General features: G+C 42.8%; 18 protein-coding genes and 1 tRNA gene. 11 read left to right on the top strand and 8 right to left on the bottom strand.

Annotated features, from left to right (window positions below):
* Window positions 1-21: 21 nt before the first annotated feature.
* Entirely contained in the window at window positions 22-4968 is a 4947-nt protein-coding gene (locus P4S60_RS16670; RefSeq protein WP_337116681.1) for a S8 family serine peptidase, read from the top strand.
* A 63-nt stretch (window positions 4969-5031) separates the two neighbouring features.
* Here P4S60_RS16670 and P4S60_RS16675 read toward each other — a convergent pair whose 3' ends face one another.
* On the bottom strand, window positions 5032-6177 hold the full coding sequence (locus P4S60_RS16675; RefSeq protein WP_337116682.1) for a DUF1624 domain-containing protein: 1146 nt from the start codon (window positions 6175-6177) through the stop codon (window positions 5032-5034).
* The gene (locus P4S60_RS16680; RefSeq protein ID WP_337116683.1) at window positions 6167-8251 is read right to left on the bottom strand and encodes a TonB-dependent siderophore receptor; all 2085 of its coding nucleotides are present in this window, start codon (window positions 8249-8251) and stop codon (window positions 6167-6169) included. The genes P4S60_RS16675 and P4S60_RS16680 overlap by 11 nt, the downstream gene beginning before the upstream one ends.
* 180 nt (window positions 8252-8431) lie before the next feature.
* Here P4S60_RS16680 and P4S60_RS16685 point away from each other — a divergent pair, with 180 nt between their 5' ends.
* The 3 genes from P4S60_RS16685 to P4S60_RS16695 all read left to right on the top strand — a co-directional run bounded on the left by P4S60_RS16685 (window position 8432) and on the right by P4S60_RS16695 (window position 12612).
* Entirely contained in the window at window positions 8432-8896 is a 465-nt protein-coding gene (locus P4S60_RS16685; RefSeq protein ID WP_337116684.1) for an energy transducer TonB family protein, read from the top strand.
* An 85-nt stretch (window positions 8897-8981) separates the two neighbouring features.
* Window positions 8982-9227 (top strand): DUF3297 family protein, encoded by a 246-nt coding sequence (locus P4S60_RS16690; protein WP_171037140.1) that lies wholly within the window; start codon window positions 8982-8984, stop codon window positions 9225-9227.
* A 169-nt stretch (window positions 9228-9396) separates the two neighbouring features.
* Window positions 9397-12612: a S41 family peptidase gene (locus P4S60_RS16695; RefSeq protein WP_337116685.1), complete on the top strand. Its 3216-nt coding sequence runs from the start codon at window positions 9397-9399 to the stop codon at window positions 12610-12612.
* Window positions 12613-12707: 95 nt separating this feature from the next.
* Here the strand turns inward: P4S60_RS16695 and rtcR are convergent, their stop codons facing one another.
* Window positions 12708-14300 (bottom strand): RNA repair transcriptional activator RtcR, encoded by a 1593-nt coding sequence (rtcR, locus tag P4S60_RS16700; RefSeq protein WP_337116686.1) that lies wholly within the window; start codon window positions 14298-14300, stop codon window positions 12708-12710.
* 251 nt (window positions 14301-14551) lie between these two features.
* Here rtcR and P4S60_RS16705 point away from each other — a divergent pair.
* The 7 genes from P4S60_RS16705 (at window position 14552) to P4S60_RS16735 (ending at window position 20670) form a co-directional block, all read left to right on the top strand.
* Window positions 14552-14622, top strand: a tRNA-Ser gene (locus P4S60_RS16705).
* 232 nt (window positions 14623-14854) lie between these two features.
* Window positions 14855-16009: a slipin family protein gene (locus P4S60_RS16710; protein WP_337116687.1), complete on the top strand. Its 1155-nt coding sequence runs from the start codon at window positions 14855-14857 to the stop codon at window positions 16007-16009.
* 28 nt (window positions 16010-16037) lie between these two features.
* Window positions 16038-17264 carry an RtcB family protein gene (locus P4S60_RS16715; protein WP_337116688.1) on the top strand — a complete coding sequence of 409 codons (1227 nt, stop codon included), beginning with the start codon at window positions 16038-16040 and terminating at the stop codon, window positions 17262-17264.
* Window positions 17265-17266: 2 nt separating this feature from the next.
* The gene (gene rtcA, locus P4S60_RS16720; RefSeq protein ID WP_337116689.1) at window positions 17267-18295 is read left to right on the top strand and encodes an RNA 3'-terminal phosphate cyclase; all 1029 of its coding nucleotides are present in this window, start codon (window positions 17267-17269) and stop codon (window positions 18293-18295) included.
* A gap of 15 nt (window positions 18296-18310) precedes the next feature.
* A complete protein-coding gene (locus P4S60_RS16725; protein WP_337116690.1) occupies window positions 18311-19567 on the top strand; it encodes a multifunctional CCA addition/repair protein in 1257 nt (418 codons plus the stop codon).
* Window positions 19564-20379: a nucleotidyltransferase domain-containing protein gene (locus tag P4S60_RS16730; RefSeq protein ID WP_337116691.1), complete on the top strand. Its 816-nt coding sequence runs from the start codon at window positions 19564-19566 to the stop codon at window positions 20377-20379. The genes P4S60_RS16725 and P4S60_RS16730 overlap by 4 nt, the downstream gene beginning before the upstream one ends.
* 30 nt (window positions 20380-20409) lie before the next feature.
* Window positions 20410-20670: a hypothetical protein gene (locus P4S60_RS16735; RefSeq protein WP_130167314.1), complete on the top strand. Its 261-nt coding sequence runs from the start codon at window positions 20410-20412 to the stop codon at window positions 20668-20670.
* Between the two features lie 29 nt (window positions 20671-20699).
* Here the strand turns inward: P4S60_RS16735 and P4S60_RS16740 are convergent, their stop codons facing one another.
* The 5 genes from P4S60_RS16740 to P4S60_RS16760 form a co-directional block, all read right to left on the bottom strand.
* Complete coding sequence (locus tag P4S60_RS16740; protein ID WP_337116692.1) at window positions 20700-21959, bottom strand: AAA family ATPase; 1260 nt, start codon at window positions 21957-21959, stop codon at window positions 20700-20702.
* Window positions 21946-22596 carry an RNA ligase family protein gene (locus P4S60_RS16745; RefSeq protein WP_288344756.1) on the bottom strand — a complete coding sequence of 217 codons (651 nt, stop codon included), beginning with the start codon at window positions 22594-22596 and terminating at the stop codon, window positions 21946-21948. Before P4S60_RS16745 ends, P4S60_RS16740 begins: the two co-directional genes overlap by 14 nt.
* Before the next feature lie 149 nt (window positions 22597-22745).
* Complete coding sequence (locus P4S60_RS16750; protein ID WP_337116693.1) at window positions 22746-23078, bottom strand: low molecular weight protein tyrosine phosphatase family protein; 333 nt, start codon at window positions 23076-23078, stop codon at window positions 22746-22748.
* Window positions 23053-23715 carry a peptide chain release factor H gene (prfH, locus tag P4S60_RS16755; RefSeq protein WP_337116694.1) on the bottom strand — a complete coding sequence of 221 codons (663 nt, stop codon included), beginning with the start codon at window positions 23713-23715 and terminating at the stop codon, window positions 23053-23055. Before prfH ends, P4S60_RS16750 begins: the two co-directional genes overlap by 26 nt.
* Window positions 23712-24863: an RNA ligase RtcB family protein gene (locus P4S60_RS16760; protein WP_337116695.1), complete on the bottom strand. Its 1152-nt coding sequence runs from the start codon at window positions 24861-24863 to the stop codon at window positions 23712-23714. Before P4S60_RS16760 ends, prfH begins: the two co-directional genes overlap by 4 nt.
* Between the last annotated feature and the right edge of the window lie 349 nt (window positions 24864-25212).

The raw sequence follows: 25212 nt of genomic DNA on the forward strand, positions 1-25212 counted from the left end.
CTTCGAGGGAAGTTAGATCACATGTTCAATATGAAAAAAGTATCAGTGATGGTCGCATCTGCACTTTACTTAGGTGTAGGTACGTCTGCTGCTGCGCTAAATGACCAAGCATGGCCAGAACAGCCAGCAGGCTATGCGCCAAAGCAAACCGTTAGCAATGAATTTGTGTGGGAAGACAAGGTTAATAACACAGTTAAAAAACAAAGCCGCGTTTTCACACCAGAGAAAGATATTAGTGGTATTCAAACTTATATCGTGCAACTGGACGATGCACCAATTTCGGCTTACCAAGGTGGTGTTAAAGGGCTTGCGAGCACTAAAGAAGTTGTAATGCAGACGCAACAAGCAACTACGCGCTCAACGTTGAATATGGCACAGCCAGCCATTGCAACGTATGCACATCACCTAGCAAGTAAGCGCCAGTCAGTACTGAGTACTGCAATGAGCCAGCAAGGCTTGAGCCTAAATGTTGAGCGCACATTCAATGTGACATTAAACGGTTTCACCACCAAAATGACACAAGATGAAGCAAAGCGCCTTGCTAAAGTGGCAGGTGTTAAGAAGATCACGCGCTCAAAAATCTACAGCCTAAATACGTTTAATACTATTGAGCAAACAGGTGCTTCTGCACTTTGGAGCGCAAGTGCTAGCAACCCTAGCAGCAACAAAGGTGAAGGCACCGTTGTCGGTATCATTGATACGGGTATCAACACCGATCACCCATCATTCGCAGCTGTAGGCGGCGATGGTTACACTCACACCAACCCTCTAGGCGACAAGTACCTAGGTGATTGTGCGACTGCTGAATTTGCTGATCTGTGTAACGACAAGCTAATTGGTGTTTATTCTTACCCAGAGATCACCGCAGCTTATGTGGATTCTGTATTTGAAGAGACTCGCCCTGAAAATGGTGAAGACTACCATAGCCATGGCTCACACGTTGCTGGTACAGCAGCAGGTAATATCCTTTACGATATTCCTTACAAACTGACTGAGTATGAAAGTCAATCATCTGGTTTAGAAACCAATGTAACTTTCCCGCAAGTATCAGGTATGGCACCCCATGCTAATATCATTTCATACCAAGTATGTTGGCCTGGTGGTTCAGGTGACCCTTATGCAGGCTGTCCAACAAGCGCAATCTTAGCAGCCGTTGAACAAGCTGCGATTGATAATGTTGACGTACTGAACGCTTCATTAGGTGGCCTTGAAGAAGATCCATGGAGCGACCCAATTGAGCAAGCATTCATGAATGCGGCCGAAAGCGGTGTATTTGTAGCGGTAGCGGCAGGTAACAGTGGCCCTGAATATTCAACGGCTGACCACTCATCACCTTGGGTAACCACAGTTGCAGCTCATACCCCTTCAACCAAAGTAAACTTTGGTAACAAACAACTTAAAAACCTAACTGGTGGCGATACTTCTGCACCAGGTCCATTCACAGGCGCAGGCGTTAACTTTAACGAGTTAACCGGTTTAATTTTCCCTGCAACTGATTTTGAAAATCCAAATGAAAGCTCAAGCTATGCACTTGCCAACTGTGACAAGCCATTCCCTGAAGGTACATTTGATTTAGTGGATGATCCTGCAACCGCTATCGATGAAAGTGCGCAAGACGTGATTGTTGTATGTAAGCGCAGCTCTTACCCTCTTTACTCAAAATCGTTAAACGTAAAAGCAGGCGGTGCAGAAGGTTTAATTATTTATAACCATGTATCATTTTACGATAACTACACAATTCCATCGGTTACATACCCAATCCCGACCATTCACATTAAAAACGTCGATGGTAAAAGCTTATTAGAATGGTTAAGCACTGGCGACAGCCACATGGGTACCATTGAAGCAACCGAAGGCACCGTAGATACCGTAGATAAAGACCGCATTGCTTACTTCTCTGGCCGTGGTCCATCATACTTTGGCTTTGACACCCTACTTGTAGACGTTGCTGCACCGGGTGTTGATATCTATGCGCCATCATCAGACGATCAACCGTTTACCAGCAACCCAGCGACGTCAGACTGGCAATCAATGTCTGGTACATCAATGGCAAGCCCACACGTTGCAGGCGCGGCAGCATTGTTAAAACAATCTCACCCTGATTGGACACCAATGCAAATCCAATCTGCCATGATGTTAACGGCAAACGATCAAGTAGCTTTAGCGCAGTACTTAAACAACTACACCGATGATGGTTTTGATGCTGCACTTGCTGAAATGGGCGCGGGGAAAATTCAAGTTGAGCGCGCTGATAAAGCAGGCCTACTACTTGATGAAAGCATTGCCAACATGGCAGCTGCAAATCCAAGCCTAGGTGGCCGCGAAAAAGCGCTAAACACAGCTTACATGGTTGATAATGACTGTGGCTTTAAGTGTACGTTTATCAGAACCTTTACGGCGACAGAAGACGCAAGCTGGACACTTCATACAGAAAACTGGATTGGTAATAGTAAAATTAGTGTTGAGCCAAGCAACTTTGATATCAAAGCAGGCGAAACACAAAGTATTGTTGTTACTGTTGAAGCAAGCCAACAAGCAACGCCACAAGAACTTGTTGATTACACGGGTAACCAAGGTCAAATCGTAATGACCTCAAGCAACCCTGAATCACCAATTTTAGAAATGCCTGTATGGACTTTCACTGGTGATACCGGTTTACCTGAGTATATTAAAATTGATGCACATCGCCGCTCTGCGACGATAAAAGTGGGTCCATTTAATACTGATGAAATCAGTAACCTAACAACACAATCTTACGGCTTAGTAAAAGGCCAAGTTGAAACAGTTCACCTATTCAACGACACCACACCAGGCGACCCATTCGATAGCGTAGAGGTTGAAGGTGAAGGAGAAGCTGTAAACAACAACCACATTCAGTGGACAACAGTGCCTGAAGACGCAAAAATGCTAAGTGCAAGCGTCATGAATGGCACGTCACGTGTACTTGTGTTCATGGGTAAAGATAGTAACGGTGATGGCATCGCGTCTTATGAAGAAACGTTATGTATGTCAACTAGCTACACCCTAACTAACTTCTGTAACATTGTTGACCCTGAAGCGGGTGAATACTTCACGTTGTACATGAACCTGCAAAATTATAGTTATGGCGAAGTAGATGAAGGCATCGAAGTATCGTTTGCGACAGCGGTGACCACTGAAGACAACGGTTCACTCACTGTAACAGGCCCGAGCAGCGTACCAGGTTATGGCGAGCTTGAACTTGACCTTGCTTATAACCTACCTGATATGGAAATTGGCGATATTTACTTTGGTGGCTTTGATATTGGTAGCAACCCAGAAGATACGGGTAATCTTGGTTTTGTGCCAGTGATCATCGAGCAAGTTGATAAAGATGTGACCTTTACAGCTAACAAAGACAAAGCATTTGTTGGTGATTTAGTTGACTTCGAAATCAGCGTCATTGCTAATAACGAAGATGAAGCGCGTCAGTTTGCGCTAAATACTGAGTTCCCTGTGGGCGTAGACATTGTTCCTGACAGTATTGTCGCATCTAACTCAACACCAGTTGAGCCTCTGCTTGAAGACAATATGCTTGCGCTTATTGGTACACAAGAAACCACGAAAAATGTTGGTCGTAATTACAATATTACCACCAACATTACTGATGAAATGTGTTCATTAACTTCGGCGCATTCACCAGATCCACATTACCTAGAATTACGTGAGTTAGGCTGGCGCACACTTGAAGGGGTGCAGGGTCAATATTACAACGAATTCGAGTACTCATTTAAAGAGCTGATGCAAACAAACCAAGATGTGTCATTCCCATTCTTTAACAAGTACCACTTCGACTCAATTAAACTTAACCCAGCTGGTTTAGTCACATTTGGTTCGCAAGGCCGTACAACGCCATTCCACGTTGAACTGCCTGAGGGTTACACTCAGCCGCCACCGCCGCCTTACCTAATCGCACCTTTCTGGGTTGGTGACAACATGATCCCAGAGCGTGTTGACGCGGGTTACGGTAACTATGACGCCAACGCAGGTATCACACCAACTTACACAGTATCGCGTGAGTGGTTAGTACTTGAGTGGGATAATATCCAGCGTTCAAGAACTGAAGGCCAATCTGTTGATGTTGAAATGTTCATGCGTATGGGCATTGACTATGAGCCAGGTGAATACGAGCTACTATTTGCTTATGACAACCTAAGCTTAGTTGATGCACAAGGCTCTATCGGCTTGAAAGCTGCCGATGGCCGTGGCTTTATCAGTGGTGATATTCCAATCGATTTAAACATCGGTAACAAGTACGGTTTCAACAATATGGACGAAGTACTGCACGACAAACTGGTTGTCTGTCTTGACTACACAGGCCCTGAAATCTCTAAGTTTGACGTGAAATTCCAAGCATACATTGGTGAGCAAGCGGCGAATCAAACACATCAACTATCACTTACAAATGGTTTAGTTGGCGCAGATGATGAAACCATCACTCTTGATCTTGAAGTACTTGGTAACCTAGAAATGGCAGCCTTAACTGATATGTCGGTCGCAGAGAACGAAACGATTAGTTTTGACGTGCTTTATGCTGACGAAAACCAAGTGAGCAACCAAATCGACGTGTTAGGTGAAAACTTCACGTATGAAGTATCTGGTCACACATCAGGTAGCACAGTGACTATCACGCCAGCGGCGCACTTCCATGGTGATATTGATGTAACAGTAAAAGTTAGCGACAGCGTTAACCCAACTGATGCAGCAACTAGCTCATTTGTATTATCGGTGATGTCTGATGGTGAAGAGCTCGGCTGTACTGACAGCTCAGCATCTAACTATGATGAAAGCGCCAATACTGATGATGGTAGCTGTACTTTCCCTGAGGCAGTGATTCCAGAAACTGAGATTGAAAAAGACAAGAAATCATCAAGCGGTTCATTCGGCTGGTTACTACTAGCTGTTGCACCACTGATGGCACTTCGTCGTAAAAAATCTCGAATTAACTAAGGATTAGTTAATTAGGATAGTAAGTAGGTAATGCCGATATGCTTAGCATATCGGCATTTTTCGTTATAAATACTTTAGCCAAGGCTTGTTAGCCTTACGCTTGTATTCACTAAACTTCTTGGTTGGCCAATAAAGCCCTATTGCCAGCAACAAAGTAATAAACCAAATACCAGATATATCACTGACTCCTAAATATTGCCCTTGATTTGCCCCCCAGATCAGCATGCCTATTTGATACATAAATAGCAGTACATAGAGGTGGAAAATATAAAAGAACATAGGCACAGAGCCATATACACGTAGCGCATTAGTAACGCGGTTGAGTGGTCTTTCAAATAACCATAAGCCAACAAACATGCCTGCTAACGTGATCAGCAAAAAGCTCAGTGACGGTGGGTACTTAGTCACGTTAAACACCGACATCATGGTTTCGGTTGTGGTGCTAAACGTTTGCCATGGCAAGGTTTCACCATAAATATTAAAACCACGCAGCAGCGCAAATAACCCCACACATAACAGTGCTAACAGCAGCAATGCTCGTTTACGTGAATCCGCCGATTGAGTGTGTGCATATAAAGGACCTGCACAGTAACCCAACAAAATAACGCCAATCCAAGGCAGCACAGGGTAGCTAATTTTTATGTCGATTAAACCACCTTGTGATAGATAGCCTCGGTCATGCAAAATCGTCCACAGCGAGTAACCAAACTCATCGGGCGTAAAGCTGATTGGAGTCAGTAAGTTGTGACCAAATACAATAACTAAACCAAGCACCAGCAATAGGTTGCGTGGCAGCTTAATCAATACTGCTAACGCCAACATACAAAGGCCAATCGCCCACATCACTTGCAACCAAATGGTGTGGTAGTAACCCATCCACGAAAAACAAATCAGGGTCACTTCGAGGGCGATTAAAAATAGCCCTCGCTTGATTAAAAAGCTTCGTGCTGAGCGCGCTACGCCACTTGCTGGATGACTATAAAGCCACGCCGACAAACCGGTTAAGAAGATAAAGGTTGGCGCACAAAAGTGCGCCGCAAAGCGGCTCCAAAAAAGCCCCGGCGAAGTGGTATCAACCACCATGGGATCGGCCACCTGCATGTGCAAGAAAAACCGCTCTCGCACATGATCAAGTAACATCAGCAGAATAACGACACCACGCATGATGTCGATACTGTGAATACGGCTTTTAACTTGCTCAGAAGTCATAGCTTACGCCAAGTTTAAATTGTGTCGGTGCCCCCGGATAGGCCCACAATGCATTGTAAGAACTAGCAATATACTGCTCATCAAACACGTTATCGACATTTAATGATACCGTAGTACGTTCAGTCGCTCGCCATTTAGCAAATAAACCAACAGTTTGGTAACTCGGTAAACGGAAGGTAAGATCAGCTGGGTCACCCAAACGGTCAGACACATAGTGATAATGACCACCAATCTTTATGTCTTGTGCGAATAGACTTAGGTCATGGTTTAAGCCAATCGAAAGGTTATTCTTTGGTACGTTCACAAGTGGGCTGCCCTTAGGAATTGGCACTAACCAATCAACATTTAGACTATCTGTTGCAGTCTCGGCATCTACATAGGCATAAGATAGGGTGTACTCGGTATTGTCACCCAATGAACCTGTAAAATCTAACTCAAAACCTGTGCTATTTGCTTTACCTACAGGTGTTGAATAACCCACATTTACTGGATCTGCCACCAGCATGTTGCTCTTGCTTGCATCAAAGTAAGCAAGCGTACCGCTAATGTTGGCATAGCTAAATTTAACACCCACTTCAAACGAGTCGCTTTCTTCAAAACCAAATGGATTACCTTCGGCATCGGTGCCGCTCAGTGGTAAAAAGCCTTCTGAATAGCTTGAGTAAAGGTTAATGTCGTCATTAAGTGCGTAAACCACACCAAAACGTGGACTAATGCGGTTTTCTTTGCTGTTTGATGCAACACCAGACTTAGTTTCAAAGATGTCTTGTTCAATTTCATCAAAACGCAGACCTAACATCACTTTTAAGTTATCGGTTAGATCTAGTTGGTCTTGCAGGTAAATACCGTACGCATTTTGCTGTTCGTTATTTTCGTACTGCATGCCCACTTCAGGGCCTTCAGTAGTGCTGTACTCTGGCTCATAAATATCAATGGTGTAAGTACCATTACCACCACGGTAGCGATAAAGCCCAGTGCGCAGCTCATAGTCGTAACCATCAATACCAATCAATACATGATTGGTAATACCGGCAACATCAAAATGGCCGCTTAATTCAAAGCGCGGCGATAAATCATCAGACTCATAGTCACGGTATCTGTGCTGGCGCGTTAAAGTTCTACCATCATCAAATAATGACTGACGCGATGGTGACAGCTCAGCATCTGACGAATAACCCGTTAACGTTGCAGTACGGTAACTAGCACCTAATAACAAGCTCCAAGCTTGGTTTAGATCGTTGCTGTAATTTAATTGATGACCGCGCGAGTGCACCTTAGTTGGTGCATCATTTGGGTTACCTAAAAAGCGTGACTCAGGCACGGTATCAAAATCACCATTTAACACCACAATACCGCGGTCATACATTTGCTGTTGGTCAACATACTCAAACTCATAGGTCAGCGATGAGTTATCGTTGATTTGATAATAAAGCGAAGGCGTAATCACGAATTTGTCGTGGTGCACATAATCTCTAAAGCTATCGCTATCTTGCCATGCACCATTAACTCTAAAGGCTAAATCATCGCTTAAACCATTAGTGTAATCACCTTGAATACGCTTGTGATCATCGCTACCGAACTCAGCTTGAAGTTGCCCTTGCTGATAAAACTGGGGCTTTTTAGTAATAATGTTTACTGTACCACCCGGCTCTGAACGGCCATAGAGTGCTGAGCCCGGCCCTTTTAATACTTCGATGTATTCAATGTTTGAGACATCACGCGGGCCTGCAAAGCCGCGACCACCACTAAAACCGTTAACTAAATACCCAGACGGCATATTTTCGTTACCAGACAAACCACGGATTGAATAGCTATCCCACAATGCGCCACCATTATTCTTGCGAGTAATGCTGGCAGAAAAATCCAGTGCATCACGAAACTTAGTGATACCGTTATCAGTCATCATGTCTTTACTTAATGTGGTGATCGATTGCGGTAAATCTTTTGTTGGAATATCACCACGAAACGCTTGTTTGTGTTCAATGGTGATTGTTTCGATATCGCTGTTATCAGCTGCGTAAGTATTCGCTGCAAACGCCGCAGCTAAGGCTAAACTTAATGTTGAGTACTTCATAAGGTCTGATTGTAGTAATTAAGGGAAATGTTTTGTTATAAAATAACACAAATAACCATATTGATATAGTATAACAAATCATTCGCACAGAATTTTTACCTATCTTTTTAATGTTTACATAATGCAAGTTCATCACTAGTATTAATAAATGACTAAAAAACAAACAAGTTAGGGAAAACTATGTATAAATCACTTTTCGCATTAACACTCGTATGCACATCTATAAGTTCACTCGCTAACCCTGACTTATCAGGCCGAAACCCTTTTGTTGATATTCAAGCACAGGTACTCGACACCTCCACAGGTAAGCCAACATGGCAACGTCTTGATCATATTCCTTATGTGCAATACCCAACTGGGCTACTTAATCAGCAAGGTAGTGGCTGCGCGATTGTTAACTTTGCAGTTACTCCCGATGGTGTTGTGAAAAACCTTTATATCGAGAACTCAGCACCTAAGCGCTTTAGTAAAGAAGTTAGAAAAGCAGCAAGGCAAATAGTGAGAGATTGGCAATGGCCTGAACGTACTGATGATCAAACACTTGAGCTAACCATGCGTTTTGATTACTGCCTAACCTTCGATTACGACAAAAAGAGTGAAGCTGTAGCTATGTGTGTTGAACATTCAGAACAAGCCTGCGAGTAAAGCATAAATTTGCCATACAGATACTTGAGCCAATGCGAGGTATTGCCTACAATGGCGCACAATTTATTCAATGCAGATCGCAACTATGACTGATACACAAAAACCAGAATTACCAAACCAACTTTCTATCAATCCACGTAGTAAATTTTATGTGGAAGAAGTATTCGAGCATGAAATTGGTGTAAAACTTAACGGCAAAGAGCGTTTTGACGTTGAAGAATATAATATCAGCGAAGGCTGGATCAAAGTCGCTTCTCCAAAAGCGCTTGATCGCCGTGGCCAACCTTTACTATTAAAGGTAAAAGGCACAGTAGAAGTATTCTACAAGTAATGATTTGTCGGCTAAAGCTTGCTTTAGCCGATACTCCCTCTAAATTCACGGCCCTATTTCATCGATTGATTTCTAGACACATTTTGTAACACTGCGTTCATCGCAACTGCATCGCTATTTAAAACTGAATTGTTATGATGTAACAGTTCCCAAAATAGGATGTAATCCCATGAAAAAACTAACAACGTTGGCACTGGCCATGGCTGCGACACTGGCACCTTGGGCATCAGCTTACGAAACAAAAGACACGCGCTTACTGCGTTTTCCAGATATTCATAACCAAAACGTTACCTTTGTTTACGGTGGCGATATTTACATTGCTAATACGCAAACAGGCGAGAGCAAACGCTTAACTGACCATATTGGCTTTGAAACCTTTCCTAAGTTTTCACCAGACGGTAAACGCATTGCCTTTGCAGCCGAGTACAATGGCAGCCGCCAAATTTATGTCATTAACAGCGATGGCTCTGGCTTAAAGCAACTGACTTACTACAACGATGTTGGCCCAATGCCACCACGCGGCGGTTTTGATTATCGTGTTCTTGATTGGACACCAGATGGCAAAAATGTGGTATTTCGTGCTAACCGCACACCGTGGGGTAAACGTATGGGTCGTCCATATAGGGTGCCTGCTGACGGTGGCCTTGAGCAGCCTCTTGCTATCCCTGAAACGGGCGGCGGCATGCTTTCGCCAGATGGTAGTAAATATGTTTACACGCCAATTGACCGTGAATTTCGTACTTGGAAGCGCACCCGTGGCGGTCGCGCACAAGATGTCTGGGTTTACGATTTAAAAAGCAATACCTCAGAGCAGCTAACTAGTAACCGCGCTACCGACCAGCAACCAACCTGGGTTGGCGACAACATTTACTTTGTATCTGACCGTGATTACACCCTAAACCTGTATCAGTACCAAAAAGGCGCTGAGCCGAAAAAGCTAACCAACCATAAAGACTTTGACGTACTGTGGCCATCAGCTGGCCCAAATGCTGTTGTTTATGAAAACGGTGGTTTCCTTTATCGCTTTGACCCAAAAACTCAAAAAAGCAGCAAGCTGAGTATTAACATTGCTGGTGTGCGTCAATACGCAATGCCGTACACAAAAAATGTGAGTGACTTTATCGACTCAATGTCGATTTCTCATGATGGTAAGCGTGCACTCTTTACTGCCCGCGGTGAGCTATTTAGCGTACCAGTTAAACAAGGCCCAACACGTAACTTATCTTACACAGCTAAAGGCCGCGAAATTGACGCAAGTTGGTCGCCAAATGGTCGTTATATTGCTTATATGAGCGATGAAAGTGGCGAATACGAAATTTACTTAAAAGATCGCGACGACAACAATGCCACCAAGCAGCTAACCAGCAACGGAACTATTTGGCGTTTTACACCGATTTGGTCACCTGATAGCTCAAAACTGTTATTTGCAGATAAAAACCACACACTTTGGTGGATAGACGCAAAATCGGGTAAACAACACAAAATTGATACCAGCATCTACGATGAAGAAGGTATTCGCCAGTATACTTGGTCACCAAATAGCGAAGACATTGTGTATGTAAAAAACAATGAAAACCGCTATGCCTCACTGTGGCACTACAATATTGATAAAAAGAAAGTGACTCGCTTAACGGATGAAATGACCAATGAGCAAAGCCCAACTTTCTCTCCTGATGGTCAATACCTGTACTTTAGTTCTGAGCGCGACTTTAACTTAGCCTTTAGTAGCTACGAGTTTGACTACATGTTTAATCGTGCAACGCGTATTTATGCCGCTGCCGTAAATGACAGCATCAAACCACTAATCGCACTACAAAGTGACGAAACAGCAATCGTCAGCGATAAACAAAAAGAGGACGACAAGAAAAACAGTAATACCCTGCAAAGCAGCGACTTTATGCAGCGCGTTACCGCTTTAAATGCGCCAGCTGGAGATTATCGCGGTTTAACGGCTGTAAAAGATGGCGTGCTAACACTGGCTAATAGCGGCCTACAATTAATAGGCACAGCTCACGACAGCGAGCTTGAAACTGTGGCTAAAGGGGTAAGCAGCTATACTATTTCGAGCAACGGTGAACACCTGTTAGTGCATGCGGGTAACGATTACAGCTTAATTGAGCCTAAAGCAAAACAAGACCTAGCAGCGAATAAGCTTGATCTTAGTAACATGACCTTAAAAATTGAGCCGCAAATTGAATGGCAGCAAATGTATGTTGAAGGCTGGCGTACATTACGTGATTGGTTCTACGATGAAAACCATCACGGCCAAGATTGGGACGCAATTTTAGCTAAGTATCAACCTATGGCTGATGCTATCTCACACCGTAGTGACCTAGATTACATTCTCAGTGAAATCGCAGGTGAAATAAACTCAGGCCACATTTATGTGCAGTCGGGTGATATGCCAAAAGCAGAGCGTAAAAAGCACGGCTTATTGGGTGCAAAACTTGCCAGCGATCCATCTGGATACGTAAAAATTGAGCAAATTTTCCAAGGTGAAAACTGGCATGAAGACTTCCGCTCACCACTTGGTACAACAGGGGTAAAAGCACATAACGGCGACTACATCATTGCCGTAAATGGCCGCTCAGTAAAAGACGTAGCTAACTTCTACGAATTACTAGAGAACACCCAAGGCGAGCAAGTTGAGCTAGTCCTTAACAGTAAACCGCGCAGCAAAGGTGCATGGCAAGTTACCGTTAAGCCTGTAGCCAGCGAGCAAGGCCTCCGTTATTTAGACTGGGTTAACTCTCGTGCAGCCTACGTTGATAAGCTATCAAATGGCCGTATTGGTTATGTTCACTTACCAAATACAGCGTTTGAGGGTAACCGCGCCATGTTCAAAAACTACATGCCGCAAACCACCAAAGACGCCATGATTATTGATGACCGATACAATGGCGGCGGCTTTATTCCTGAGCACATGATCACCTGGCTTGCTCGTAAACCGCTTAACTATTGGAAGCGCCGCGGTGTTGAGCCAACGAAAACACCACAATTTGCTCATGATGGTCCAAAAGCCATGCTGATCAATGGCTACTCAAGTTCAGGCGGTGATGCTATTCCTTACTACTTCCGCCAAGCAGGGTTAGGTAAGCTTATTGGTACCCGTACTTGGGGTGGATTAATTGGTATTTCAGGTAACCCAAGCCTTGTCGATGGCGGCCAAGTTATCGCGGCAACATTCCGCGTTTTAGATAACAATGGCAACTGGATCATCGAAAACGAAGGTGTCACCCCAGATATCAAGGTGGTTGATCGCCCAGAGCTAATCTACCAAGGTAAAGATCCATCGATTGAACGTGCCGTAGAAGAGCTTTTAAAAGAGCTAAAAGACAATCCGAAAAAGCCACTCACCGTGCCACCAGCACCGACTGACTTTTAATTCTTAACTGGTTGTTAAAAAACAAAAAACCCCGCAGCAATGCGGGGTTTATTTTTGCTAAATGCCTAATATTCAAACTTGTATATACAAATAATTCAAGCTAAGTCAGACCATGTTAAATTGAATTTACGTAAGTATTTTTGTAATCGAGTAGAGTCATTGGCTTGTGCTTTTTTGGTACGACTCACATCAAATAACTCACGCCCAGCTGAAGCCATGCTTGAATGCTGCTCACAAATACTAAGTACATAATTTAACTGAGCAATATCAAACTGATCTAAATTCGCTATTTGCTCTTCTGACAAATAGTGAGCAAGGCGATTAGACGCTTTAGGTTGCACATTAGATTGCCATGAGTCTTGTAACCGTGCGATTTCGTCATTGACATCCGTCACAGTGATACGCGAAGAGCTCGCCAAAGTACATAAACGAGTAATTGCAGAGCTTAAATCACGAAAGTTTCCACGCCATACTGCTTGCTTCGACATAGCAAACTGCTCAAACAGCTGCTTTGCTTCTTTATTGAATTGAATTCGCTGCCCAGTTTTTTGCTCAAATAAACCCATTTCATAGTCAATATTGGCAGGTATATCTTCTTTTCTGTCTTTTAATGCCGGTAACTGATAGCTCCACAAATTGATACGCGCTAATAAATCTTCACGAAACAGCCCTTTTTCGACCTCGGCTTTTAAATCTTTGTTAGTGCCAGCTATGAGTTGAAAATCACTCGCAACAGTTTGATCACTGCCAACTGGATGAAAGGTCTTATTTTCAATGGCGTGTAACAGCATTGCTTGCTCTTCTAAACCCAGCTCGCCAATTTCATCTAAAAACAGCACACCATTATTTGCAGTGAGCAAGTAACCGCTTCGCTCTCTTTGAGCACCAGTAAAGGCCCCTTTTGTGTGGCCAAACAAAGCAGCCATAGCATTTTCACCACGTAACGTGGCACAGTTAACCGACACAAGCTCACCTTTTAAAATGGCGCGCTTCTTTTTCAGTTTATAAATTCGCGTTGCCAACTGGCTTTTACCAGCTCCCGTAGGGCCCGTTAGAAGCATAGGATCATCTGAACGAATTGCCACAACTTCAATCTGCGCAATCAACTTATTGAATGCACTGTTTTTAGTTTGAATACCGCCTTTTAAAAATGCATTACCTTCTAAATGCTCTTTATCAAAACGAGTGGCAAGTTGATCATACTTAGATAAGTCCAAATCAATAATTTGAATCTTCCCTGTCGCTTTATTTTGATTATGCTTATCGGGTGATGTTTGAATTAAACGCCCAGGAAAATGACCACTCTCGGTTAATAAGAAAATACATATCTGCACAACATGGGTGCCAGTCGTGATATGAAAAAAGTAATCGTGCTGATCAGTATCAAAACGCTGTTGATGACACCAATCATAGAGCTTGGCGTAAACCTCTTCAAAATCCCAAGGGTCTATAAAGTTAATATTTTCAAGGCATACCGTGGTTTCTGGGGAAATCGACTCAATATCTACTGCAACATTATTCGCTAAACGAGAGCTATGAGTATCATGCATCATATACAGCTTATTAACGATGAACTCTTCTTGACTACATAAGCTGACATTGGGTCGCCATCTTGCCCAACGGTCTACGCGCTTACCCACATAGTCTAATTGAGTTCCGAGAATACTCACCACAATCGTACTTTTCAAAATATATCCTTATAGATAGAAACTGTATCCATTTAAATACCAAATAACACTATCGTCAAGTACCTCATCACACAACACAAACTACAAAAATAGAACAAAAAACATAAAAATCAGTGTGTTAAAAAAATAAAAAACACTCTTTTTTAGTTGTGGCACAGCTCTTGGAATAGAGAAGTGTGATTAATTAGGAGTGATTCAAATATCACCCTGGTGCGTTACACACTGTGAACACGTATGCCTAATCACAAAACTATTAATGTAGCTCAGAGGTAGAGCAGCGAAATGATTTCGTCGGTCATGGGTTCGATTCCCATCTTAATACTATAAGTAGCTCAAACAGGTAGAGCACCAAAACCAATTTGGATGTTGCGGGTTCAAATCCCGCCTTAGTCAAAATCGTAACTTTAAATGTTAGTAAGTCGTTGTTTGCGCTGACTGATAAACGCTTAAGTATGAACGATAACAGCAAGCCGGATGCTCCCTGTTATTGCGACGCCCAAAGCCTTTTCAGTTAACAAATACACACTTGCTAACTATCAATAAGGAAATAGAACATGTTAAGAAAAACACAATTAGTAGCAGAGAACCAAAGAGTGCTCGTTTTTAAAGACCAGCAACTAACAGACGTGTTAATGCCAGGAAAGCACCGTTATTGGGATTTTCAGAATCAGCTTGAGTTTGTCACCTTTGATATTAACTCGCTGTATTTCTCAGAGCGAAATACTGAACGTTTATACCGCAATAACCCAATCTTGCAACAGCATATAAGTCATTGGAAACTAGAGAACAACGAGCTAGGTATGTTGTATGTTGATGATTTACTACAAGGGATCGTCGCTCCTGGTGAGCATTTATATATTTGGCAAGATGCAGGGGCTATAAAACTTGAAAGAATTACTCTAAACAACACTCAAGCGGTGCCTGAGCAATTATTAAATTTAGTTAATCGAGCAGGTGCAAATAGCGCAACTCGCTTAATTAGAAGCGAAAAAACAGTCGCAATCAAACCGATTGCCGAGTTTAAAGTCGCTAAAGAGCATGTAGGCTTACTTTACATTAACGGCCATTTTATTGGGAAGTTGCAACCTGGCATTCATGCCTATTGGCAATTTAACCATGATATTGAAGTGAAATGTTATGACTGTAGAACACAAAGCGTAGAAGTATCTGGGCAAGAAATTCTCAGCAAAGACCGAGTTAGCCTGCGCATTAATTTAACTGCCAATATCAAGCTGATGAATGCTGAGCTTGCAGCAAAGAGCGTAGATAAATTGGATGAATTCATCTACAAAACTCTACAACTAGCACTCAGAGAAGCGGTTGGAACAAAAACGCTCGATGATATCTTATTAGATAAGTTGTATATCAATGAAACAGTGAAAGAGCTGGTGATTGAACAACTTAAGGAGATTGGTATTGCTCTATCTGGCGTTGGTGTAAAAGACATTATTTTACCGGGCGAGATGAAAGCCATTTTAAATCAAGTGGTCGAAGCACAAAAAGCAGCTGAGGCAAATGTAATAAAGCGACGTGAAGAAACTTCAGCAACACGCAGCTTACACAACACCGCGAAAGTAATTGAGAACAATCCGACGCTAATGCGCCTTAAAGAGTTAGAGGCATTAGAGAAAGTCGCAGAAAAAATAAATAACTTAACCGTTTATGGCGGCCTTGAAGGGCTAATGAACGGGGTCGTAAAAATAGCCTAACAGGCTAGGACGAGTAAGGAATCAAATTATGTGTAATAACTACAACACAATCGAACAACAAGGACAGGTACCTATAAAGGCATGGACAAAAGGCGTACCGTTTGAAGATGCAGCTATTGCTCAATTAAATAATATTGCGCAAATGTCGCTAGTTCATTCTCATATCGCGGTCATGCCAGATGTTCACATGGGCAAAGGCGCCACAATAGGTAGCGTCATTCCCTCTGTAGATGCGGTGATCCCCGCGGCGGTAGGCGTTGATATTGGTTGCGGCATGGTTGCAACTAAAACAACGTTAACGGCTTTGCAACTGCCCGATAATCTGGCGGCAATTCGTCATGCGTTTGAAGCTGCGGTACCACATGGTCGAACGGGCCGAGGTAGAGGGGCTCGCGACAGAGGTGCTTGGCATAATATTCCTGATGTTGTTGCAGGTGAATGGCAAAAACTTGAGAAGCGGTTTGAAAAAATCTGCGTTAAGCACCCTGCAATTAAAAACAGTAATCATGTAAATCACCTAGGTACGATGGGCACAGGCAATCATTTTTTAGAGCTCTGCCTAGATGAAAACAATGCTGTTTGGATCATGCTGCACTCAGGTAGCCGAGGTGTTGGTAACCGCATAGGCACTTACTTTATCGAGCTGGCTAAAAAAGAAATGGAGCGTCATCAAATCAACTTACCTGATATGGATCTTGCGTATCTGAAAGAAGGAAGCGAATACTTTGATGACTATGTTGAGGCTGTAGAATGGGCGCAAGATTTTGCAGCTAAAAACAGAGAGATCATGATGTTTAACGCTATCAAAGCGCTTAAAAAGCAAATACCTATCGCTTTTGAAACCGCGGAGCTTGCTGTTAACTGTCATCATAACTATATCTCGCGTGAGCATCATTTTGGCAAAGATTGTTTTGTAACACGCAAAGGAGCGGTACGTGCACAAAAAGGTGAAATGGGGATTATTCCCGGAAGTATGGGAGCACGATCTTTTATTGTTCGCGGCTTAGGAAACCCAGATAGCTTTAATAGCTGTAGTCATGGAGCCGGCCGAGTCATGTCACGTACAAAAGCTAAAAAGGTCTTTAATATTCAAGATCAAATAGCGGCAACCCAAGGGGTAGAATGCCGCAAAGATGCCGCGGTGATTGATGAAATTCCGCATGCGTACAAGGATATTGAAAAGGTTATGGCAGCACAGCAAGACTTGGTTGAAGTTGTATATACGCTAAAGCAAATAGTCTGCGTAAAAGGATGATAATGAACTATTTAATAATCGATGGAGCACAAGGTGAAGGCGGAGGGCAAGTACTTCGCACCGCCCTCACCTTATCCATGTTAACCAAGCAAGCCATTGAAGTCGTTAATATTCGGGCCAAGCGAAAAAAGCCTGGCCTGTTACGCCAGCACCTAACCTGTGTGTTAGCAGCACAACAAATCTGTGATGCCGAAACAGCAGGAGTTGAATTGGGCTCAAACCATATTCGCTTTGCGCCTAAACAAATAAAAGCGGGTGATTATCACTTTGCGATTGGCACAGCAGGCAGTACAACGCTTGTATGCCAAACTGTATTACTGGCATTAGCGACAGCAAAGCAGCCCTCTACCATAACCTTTGAGGGTGGCACACATAATGGCATGTCACCTTCACTGTGCTTTTTTGAGCACTGTTATTTGCCAGCTTTAGCAAAAATGGGGGTGTATTGTGAGCTCACAGTTACCAAGTATGGCTTTTACCCTGCCGGTGGTGGCCAATGGCAGTTAACCATTTACCCGTGTGAAACATTAAAGCCCTTTGCGCATTTTGCACCGCCAACTAAGGATGCCAAAAAGTCGATTAAAGTACTTGTTAACAAGTTACCGGGACATGTTGCGAAGCGTGAAGTTAGCACTGTAAAACAATACCTTGATTGGACAGGCGCTGAAACTACGATCACTCAAGTAGAAAGTATTGGAGCAGGAAACAGCTTGCAGCTACATATAACATCAGACACTCATAACAGTATTTTTGAAGTTATTGGTCAACATGGCGTTGCAGCACAAAAGGTGGCTCTGAAAGCGGTAAAGCAGGTTACACAATTTACCCAATCAGCAGCGGCAGTAGAAGAACATCTGGCAGATCAGCTGCTTTTGCCATTAGCTTTGGCCGGTAAAGGCGAGTTCAAAACCAATGAACCAAGCTTGCACAGCTTAACCAATGCAGAGGTCATAAAAACGCTTTTGCATGTAGAGATAACGTTTACCCAGCTTGATGATAACCTTTGGCAGGTATCATTAACTGATACCTAATTAGGATGATCGGCAATGGAAAACACATTAAAACATGTTTATTTAGTCGGCGGTGCAGTTCGCGACAAATTGCTAAACAGAGCGGCAGCTGATCAAGACTTTGTTGTTGTGGGTGAAACACCAGAAACCATGTTAGCCCTAGGCTTTGAAACTGTTGGTAGTGATTTTCCAGTATTTTTACATCCAACCACCAAGCAAGAATATGCCCTCGCTCGCACTGAACGAAAGCAAGGTCGCGGCTACAAAGGGTTCACGGTGAATGCCAGTACAAGCGTAACTTTAGAAGACGACCTTGCGCGACGAGACTTAACTATCAACGCAATGGCGATGAGTGCCGATGGCGAGCTTATAGACCCATTTAACGGCCAACAAGATTTAAATAACAAAGTACTTAGACATACATCAGCCGCATTTACTGAAGATCCATTACGTGTACTGAGAGTGGCTCGATTTTTAGCTCGTTTTGGTGAAAGCTTTAGTATACATCCGGAAACCAAGGCATTAATGATGCAAATACACCAACAAGGTGAATTAGCTTATTTAACGCCAGAACGGGTTTGGAAAGAAACCGAAAAAGCACTTGCTGAGCCTCACCCTGAGCTTTACTTCAAGACGCTGTATGGTTTAGGTGTGTTTCCAGAAATAGATGCAATGAGTGGTGTTCCCCAACCAAAAGAACACCACCCTGAGGGCGATGTTTACATCCACACACTGTTAGTTTTGCAAAGAGCGGCTCAGCTAAATTTTGATGTAGAAACTCGCTTTGCCGCATTAACGCATGATTTTGGCAAGGCGACGAGCTTTGAGCTAAACGGTAATTTACATGGCCATGAACAACGCGGCGTAGCAGTGATCAAGGCGTTTTGTCAGCGTTTAAAAGTGCCTAAACGGTTTTATGAGCTGGCAGCATTAACCAGTGACAATCATACGCGTTGTCACAAAATCGCACAGCTAACACCAAAAACATTACATAAATTACTTGTCGACAAGCTAAATGCGCAAAATAAGCCTGCGCGGTTTTTGCAGTTTTTGGATGCGTGTCAGTGTGATGCGCAAGGACGGGGACCAAGTTTTATACATCGGCCTTATGCGCAACGAACACTTGCACTGGATTTAGTAAAACAACTAAACAAGCTAGATAAAAAAGCACTTGTGCAACAAGCAATACGCCAAGGTAAAAGCGGCATAGCCATCGGAAAAGCAGTTCGCGAAGCAGAAATAAAGCAACTACGTGATTACTTCACGGAGCAAATTAGTAAGGAAACAAAATGAATAACACAACAGCACACTCAGCAATCGATGACAGTGTAAGAGCTGAAATAATGCGACGCATAAAAGCGGCAGAAGCAGAACATAACGTTAAAGTGTTATTTGCTATTGAGTCGGGTAGCCGAGCATGGGGATTTGCAAGTCCTAACAGTGATTATGATGTGCGCTTTATTTATGCGCATGCTAAAGATTGGTATGTAGCAATTGATGTTGAAGAGCAAAGAGATGTAATTGAATACCCAATCGTCGATGAAATCGATATAAATGGTTGGGATATTCGTAAAGCACTCAAACTATTCAGCAAATCAAATCCCGCGTTTATTGAGTGGTTACAATCACCCATAGTGTATGTTGATGATGGCTTTTTTGCTGCACATGCAAAGCGACTAATGCCACAGATAGTGTTATCTCATAAAGGCATTTATCATTACCTGCATATGGCAAAAGGTAACTTTAGAGAGTATCTAAAAAAAGAGCGCGTCCCGCTGAAAAAATACTTTTACGTATTACGACCACTACTGGCGATTATGTGGCTCGAAAAATACGATGAACCTGCTCCGATTGAGTTTGATAAACTAAGGGAGCTTGTCAAAGAGAACCTTGCATTGGATGCTGCGATTTCAGATTTGCTCGCCCGAAAACGGGTAAGCTTAGAAAAAGAATACGCGCCAGCTGTGCCTGTAATTAATGAGTTTATCGAAGCAGAGTTAACACGGCATGAAAACCACACAGCTAACGTAAAGAAGAAAGTCGTCGATTTTGATGCTTTAAATCAGTTGTTTAAAACGACACTTATGCGATACGAGAGCGAATAGTTTTGTTATTTAAAATTAAAAAGGAATTATATGAAAAAGCTCATTACTTTGCGTTTACCCGCAATTTTAGCAAGCCTGATATTAATAGCGGGATTGATTTCATTAACATGGGAGAGTGGCACTTCCTATGATGATGGAGGGCTGGGTACGTTTTCATTTATTATCTTAATGCCAATAATGATATTAAGAAGCCTGATAAAACTCCCTGTATGGGTGCTCGTTCCTACGATTAGTGTTGGCCTATTCTATCTAGATTATTTTTTAAATAAGCGCTTAAAAAACAAAGAATAGGCTCGCAATGCGAGCCTATTTTGTAACAATTAAAAACGACCAAATTGATAAAGTAGCTGCCCTGCTTCGCCAATCACTAATTGTCTATGTGTTTGGCTTTGCCAAGGCCATTCAAACTTTTTAAGCTGATTTTGCTGCACGTCATCACTGACGCTAAACGTTCTATTGTGGTTGTATTGTTTTAAGCTTTTAGCGCTTAATTGAAATACCACTAATGTGACTAATGCCCCGTAATTAATAGCTAACTCAATCAATGGTTCTCTAAAGTCTTTACGGGTGCTTGTGGCATCCCACACTAGGTTTCTTTTTTCAGCTAGTGCCTTTTTAAAGCGTTGCTTAGCAAGTTGCAAAACTTGCCCGCGACTTTTTTGGCAGCTACGTTTACCGTTAATTTCAGCCCTAATGTCATCAAGTGAGATGACTTCAAAATCGACTAAGTTATTTGCGATCCAAGTTGATTTTCCACTGCCGCTGATACCACACATAATGTAGCAATGACTGTACTGCTGACAGGTTGTATAGTTTTTAGCAATGGCTTCTTCGACAAGCTTAATGTCGCCATCAGCTAACTGTTTTATGGCATAACCATCCAACAATGTTTGCTCTGACTTAGTAGGCTTAACCTGTATCCGCGCTAAATATGTAGTTGTGGGATTAGTTACCCCCCATAACTGATAATCTTGTGCAAACATGCGATACTGCTCTAACAAATCAAGCTGTACTGCCAAGTCATTGCAAACTCGACCGCGCATATCGGCTAATTCAAGCCAATAGAGAAGTTCTAAATCTGCATTTAGTGATAACTTGAAATAATCACTAAACTCTTGATTTTTAATCACAAGGCGTTTTGGCACTTGATGAAAACCCACCAAGCCCATAATTACCATGATCACACTGTGCTCAAGCGGAAGCTCTATCAACTTCGTTGCTAAATAACTTGCACCAATTTCTTCGTGTAACGGAGCTACAACCCTTAACTGACCTTGAATCTCCTTTTTTCGGGTGGTCAATGGCTTGGCTATATCATGCAGTAAGGCAGATAAAATCAATGCTTGTCGCTTTTTACCTGTGATATGAAAAGCCTCAGCGGCAAGCAACTCATAAAGTGCTTTAAGCACTAAATCAGTATGTATTGCGACATTACCTTCTGCATGCCAAATTGAATCCTGCTCTGTTTGTTCAAATTCATTTAATAACGGAAAAAAGCGCCCTAGATTCATTACACATTCGGCAAAACTAGGAGTATTTTGCAGCTCAAGGCTGGCTAACCAGTTTTCAACTTTTTCCATGCTTGCCCCCTGCCGATTTTTGTAAACCATTTGCAATAACGTCTGCGTACATCCAATGCTGCTCGGTGGTTACATGGTTATTTCTAACCCACTTAGCTACCGCACTTGCAAAATCTTTGTAATGAAAACCTTCAGCAAGTCGCACCACATAGCCTTCTTGGTTCACTGTATCTATCGAAATAGCTTTAATTGTTTGCTCACACCAAAGACCAACATACAGCTCCTTTGGTGTTGTTAGCCCCAAGCTTGCAAGAAACTGCTTAGTGTCTTGCCAACTTAAACACTGATTGAGCTCATTCCATACAGAAAAAGCCATAAAATAACTTGGCAAATTGTTGTATGAGATTGAATGCCTTGCATAAAGGTTCTCACCACAAATACGCCATCCGATTGGTATTTTATAACCTACTTGTGCTTGCAGTGCTTTTACCCAAGCGCGCGATGGATGAAAGCGGCTATCAATCGATCTTGCATGAATGTAGTCATTGTATAAGGTGGTATTTTCACCATCCATTTTTTCCGTGACCACAACTTGTTTGCCTACAAAATGGCTTAAATCTCGTTGCTTTACGTCGTCATTCGTAGCCCCCAATGACCATGGAAGGTGTGGGGTACGAGGATATTTAATTCTCATCATATTTCTCCATATCTACTCTAATTAGTAGCTAAATTCATTTAGCTTTCAAAGAAATAGACACAGCAGTACGTACTCATAGTAGTGTCACTATAAGTGTTTGGATTGCTGTGCCTTGATGGAATTACATCGTTCTATCCTCGTTTTATTTATTATGCAGTGTGGTCGAAATAGTGATCGACTGACTGCTTTAAAGTTTCAATGAGTGCCTCATCCATATATTGGAACTCATCGGGTATATCGAGTACCTGAATCGGCTTGTGCTGTAATAAACGGCTAAACTGCGCTTTAAGGCGTTGTTTATGCTTATGTTCCATCACAAAAATTATATCTGCCCAATTAATATCAGCAGCTGTTACCGTATGCCTTGCTCGTGGGCTTGTGCCTGCAGAGCGGGCTTTAATGCCATTGTATTGGTTGAATACCTTTTCTGCCGTTGGGCTACGCCACTGATTACGGCTACATATAAACAGTAAGTTTTCCATGTCCTTTTCCTTTGTGAGTCTGGCTAAATTCAGGGCCCTTAAACGTACGAATCGGATTACCCCGTTGCAGCTCATTGTGTTGTTGCCACCGCGACTTTTGCTGCTGGCTTGCAGCCTGCTGAGTTTGCTCTGCCAGTTTTTGCATTAGCAAAACTCGGGCTAAACGTTTATTCGCATGCTGACTTCGTTCACTCTCTACGCGAACAGTAATTCCTGTCGCAACATGGGTAGCACGAACAGCCGAATCAGTGGTGTTTACATGTTGGCCTCCCGCGCCACTTGCGCGGCATTGCTGAAAGCGGATCTCGCTATCAAAAGTTTGCTCAGCTATTTCAAATAGTTGACCGCCAAAATACCAGTTTTTACGCTTATGCCTTGCTCTGAATGGGCTTTGACAAACCCACAACATCGAGCCATGCCATTGCTGCGCAAACTGTTTTAAAATTTGCGGCTCAGCACAGGTTAATTCAAGCAGTACCGATTTGTAGCAGCCTGAAAGCTCAGCTTGCTCTACTGCAAGAGTATTCACCTTAATAGCTAACGCTTTAGCATCACACTCAAGGCGCTTAACAGCCATTGCCACTGCTTTACAGCACTCTAAAGGACCCGCCCCTGACGATAATTGCACTAAGATCATCCGCACGTTCCTTGTGTTTTAAAGGTAAGCACAGGCTTTAATTTGGCAATTACAGTAACCAGCCCAGCATCAACAAGGTCATCAATAACTGTTTGGCAGTCTTTGTAAGCTTGTGGTGCTTCGTCATAAAGCAGCGTTTTATCATTACAGATCACCCTGCTACCAAACGCAGTGCGATATAAATCTTCCTTTTTAAACTTGTGACTCAAACGGCCTTGGCATTCTCCACGCTTCCATTTGCGACCAGCGCCATGTGCAAGGGAGCGTAAGTTTACGTTTTGCTCAGCCGTTGGCTTAACTAAGTAACTGTAATCACCGCGAGAGCCAGGGATCATCACAGCCCCTTGATCGCTAGGTGTAGCGCCTTTTCGATGTAACCAGCCTGCTTGTCCTGCAATCTGTGATTGACTTACAAGGTTATGATTTACATCTAAAACCTCTTCGCCACCAGCGCGAATAGCTTGTAAAAAACGCCGTGCGATCAGTTCTCGGTTTAACTGGGCCCAACGCAGGGCTTCGTCATGTTTGGCCATATAATCTGTAAAGGCATCACTTACTACCTCAAGGCCATCATGGTTATGCTCTGCAATATGCTTAACTAAAATAGCTTGCCCTAAGCCTCTAGAGCCAGAATGCACCAATAGCTGCAATTGTTTAGGTTGTAGGCCTAAAGCAAGTAACGCTTGTTGATCAAACACCTCTTCAATCGCCTGAAATTCAGCGAAATGATTGCCACCACCTATGGTGCCAAGGGCGCTATCAAAACCAGTTTGTGTGATAGCCAGTTCATGTTTTCGCTCGCTAATCAATGTGTGCCAACTTTCATCTAGCGGCTGTTCAACATCGCTTAAGCGTTTTGCGAGCTTATCTACATTTAACTTGGCTAACTTAGTATTGGTTTGCCAAAGCGACATACCGCAGCCAATATCATTCCCCACTAAAGCGGGGTAAATTCTACCTTCTGTAAAAAAGGCAGCCCCAATGGGGTAACCTCGACCTGGGTGTAAATCGGGCATACCCGCTACAGCGTGCATACCAGATAATTCAGAAGTTTTAATTAATTGTTGTATTGCTAGCCCTTCAATCCACGACTCTTTAGACGCAATAAGGCTAACGTTATCAGTAAGTTTTTGGACGGACTTGCCCATAATACCAATTCCTTTCTCTGCAATAGAAAAATGCTAACGAAAAATGATTTGGCAGGTCTTTGATTAATTGATCAGGCTTAGCTTTGAAAAGCTAATAAAGAAATAGCTTCGAGCTAGGCAAGAAAACGACCTGCAAAGGAACAAGTTGTATAAGTCATATTGTTTACTCCTCTACAGTGTGTGAATGGTTAAAATCGCGGCGATTGTAAACACCTTAAAAAGTGAAAGCAACTAAAAATAATCAATCGTTATTATTTACGCCCTTTTTAAATGTTCATCACAACGTGAAAAATGTGCAATTAAGCGCCTATGGGTTGTCATTTAGAGAAAATATGAGCAACCTAAAAAT

This window comes from Pseudoalteromonas sp. Hal040 (assembly GCF_037162425.1).
GTDB classification, from domain to species: domain Bacteria; phylum Pseudomonadota; class Gammaproteobacteria; order Enterobacterales; family Alteromonadaceae; genus Pseudoalteromonas; species Pseudoalteromonas gelatinilytica.

Coding starts and splice junctions, on each gene's coding strand:
- rtcA (WP_337116689.1), top strand. CDS start 17,267: ATGAACTATTTAATAATCGATGGAGCACAAGGTGAAGGCGGAGGGCAA.
- P4S60_RS16685 (WP_337116684.1), top strand. CDS start 8,432: ATGTATAAATCACTTTTCGCATTAACACTCGTATGCACATCTATAAGT.
- P4S60_RS16730 (WP_337116691.1), top strand. CDS start 19,564: ATGAATAACACAACAGCACACTCAGCAATCGATGACAGTGTAAGAGCT.
- P4S60_RS16680 (WP_337116683.1), bottom strand. CDS start 8,251: ATGAAGTACTCAACATTAAGTTTAGCCTTAGCTGCGGCGTTTGCAGCG.
- P4S60_RS16735 (WP_130167314.1), top strand. CDS start 20,410: ATGAAAAAGCTCATTACTTTGCGTTTACCCGCAATTTTAGCAAGCCTG.
- P4S60_RS16745 (WP_288344756.1), bottom strand. CDS start 22,596: ATGATGAGAATTAAATATCCTCGTACCCCACACCTTCCATGGTCATTG.
- P4S60_RS16760 (WP_337116695.1), bottom strand. CDS start 24,863: ATGGGCAAGTCCGTCCAAAAACTTACTGATAACGTTAGCCTTATTGCG.
- P4S60_RS16750 (WP_337116693.1), bottom strand. CDS start 23,078: ATGGAAAACTTACTGTTTATATGTAGCCGTAATCAGTGGCGTAGCCCA.
- P4S60_RS16740 (WP_337116692.1), bottom strand. CDS start 21,959: ATGGAAAAAGTTGAAAACTGGTTAGCCAGCCTTGAGCTGCAAAATACT.
- P4S60_RS16715 (WP_337116688.1), top strand. CDS start 16,038: ATGTGTAATAACTACAACACAATCGAACAACAAGGACAGGTACCTATA.
- P4S60_RS16675 (WP_337116682.1), bottom strand. CDS start 6,177: ATGACTTCTGAGCAAGTTAAAAGCCGTATTCACAGTATCGACATCATG.
- P4S60_RS16670 (WP_337116681.1), top strand. CDS start 22: ATGTTCAATATGAAAAAAGTATCAGTGATGGTCGCATCTGCACTTTAC.
- P4S60_RS16710 (WP_337116687.1), top strand. CDS start 14,855: ATGTTAAGAAAAACACAATTAGTAGCAGAGAACCAAAGAGTGCTCGTT.
- P4S60_RS16690 (WP_171037140.1), top strand. CDS start 8,982: ATGACTGATACACAAAAACCAGAATTACCAAACCAACTTTCTATCAAT.
- prfH (WP_337116694.1), bottom strand. CDS start 23,715: ATGATCTTAGTGCAATTATCGTCAGGGGCGGGTCCTTTAGAGTGCTGT.
- P4S60_RS16695 (WP_337116685.1), top strand. CDS start 9,397: ATGAAAAAACTAACAACGTTGGCACTGGCCATGGCTGCGACACTGGCA.
- P4S60_RS16725 (WP_337116690.1), top strand. CDS start 18,311: ATGGAAAACACATTAAAACATGTTTATTTAGTCGGCGGTGCAGTTCGC.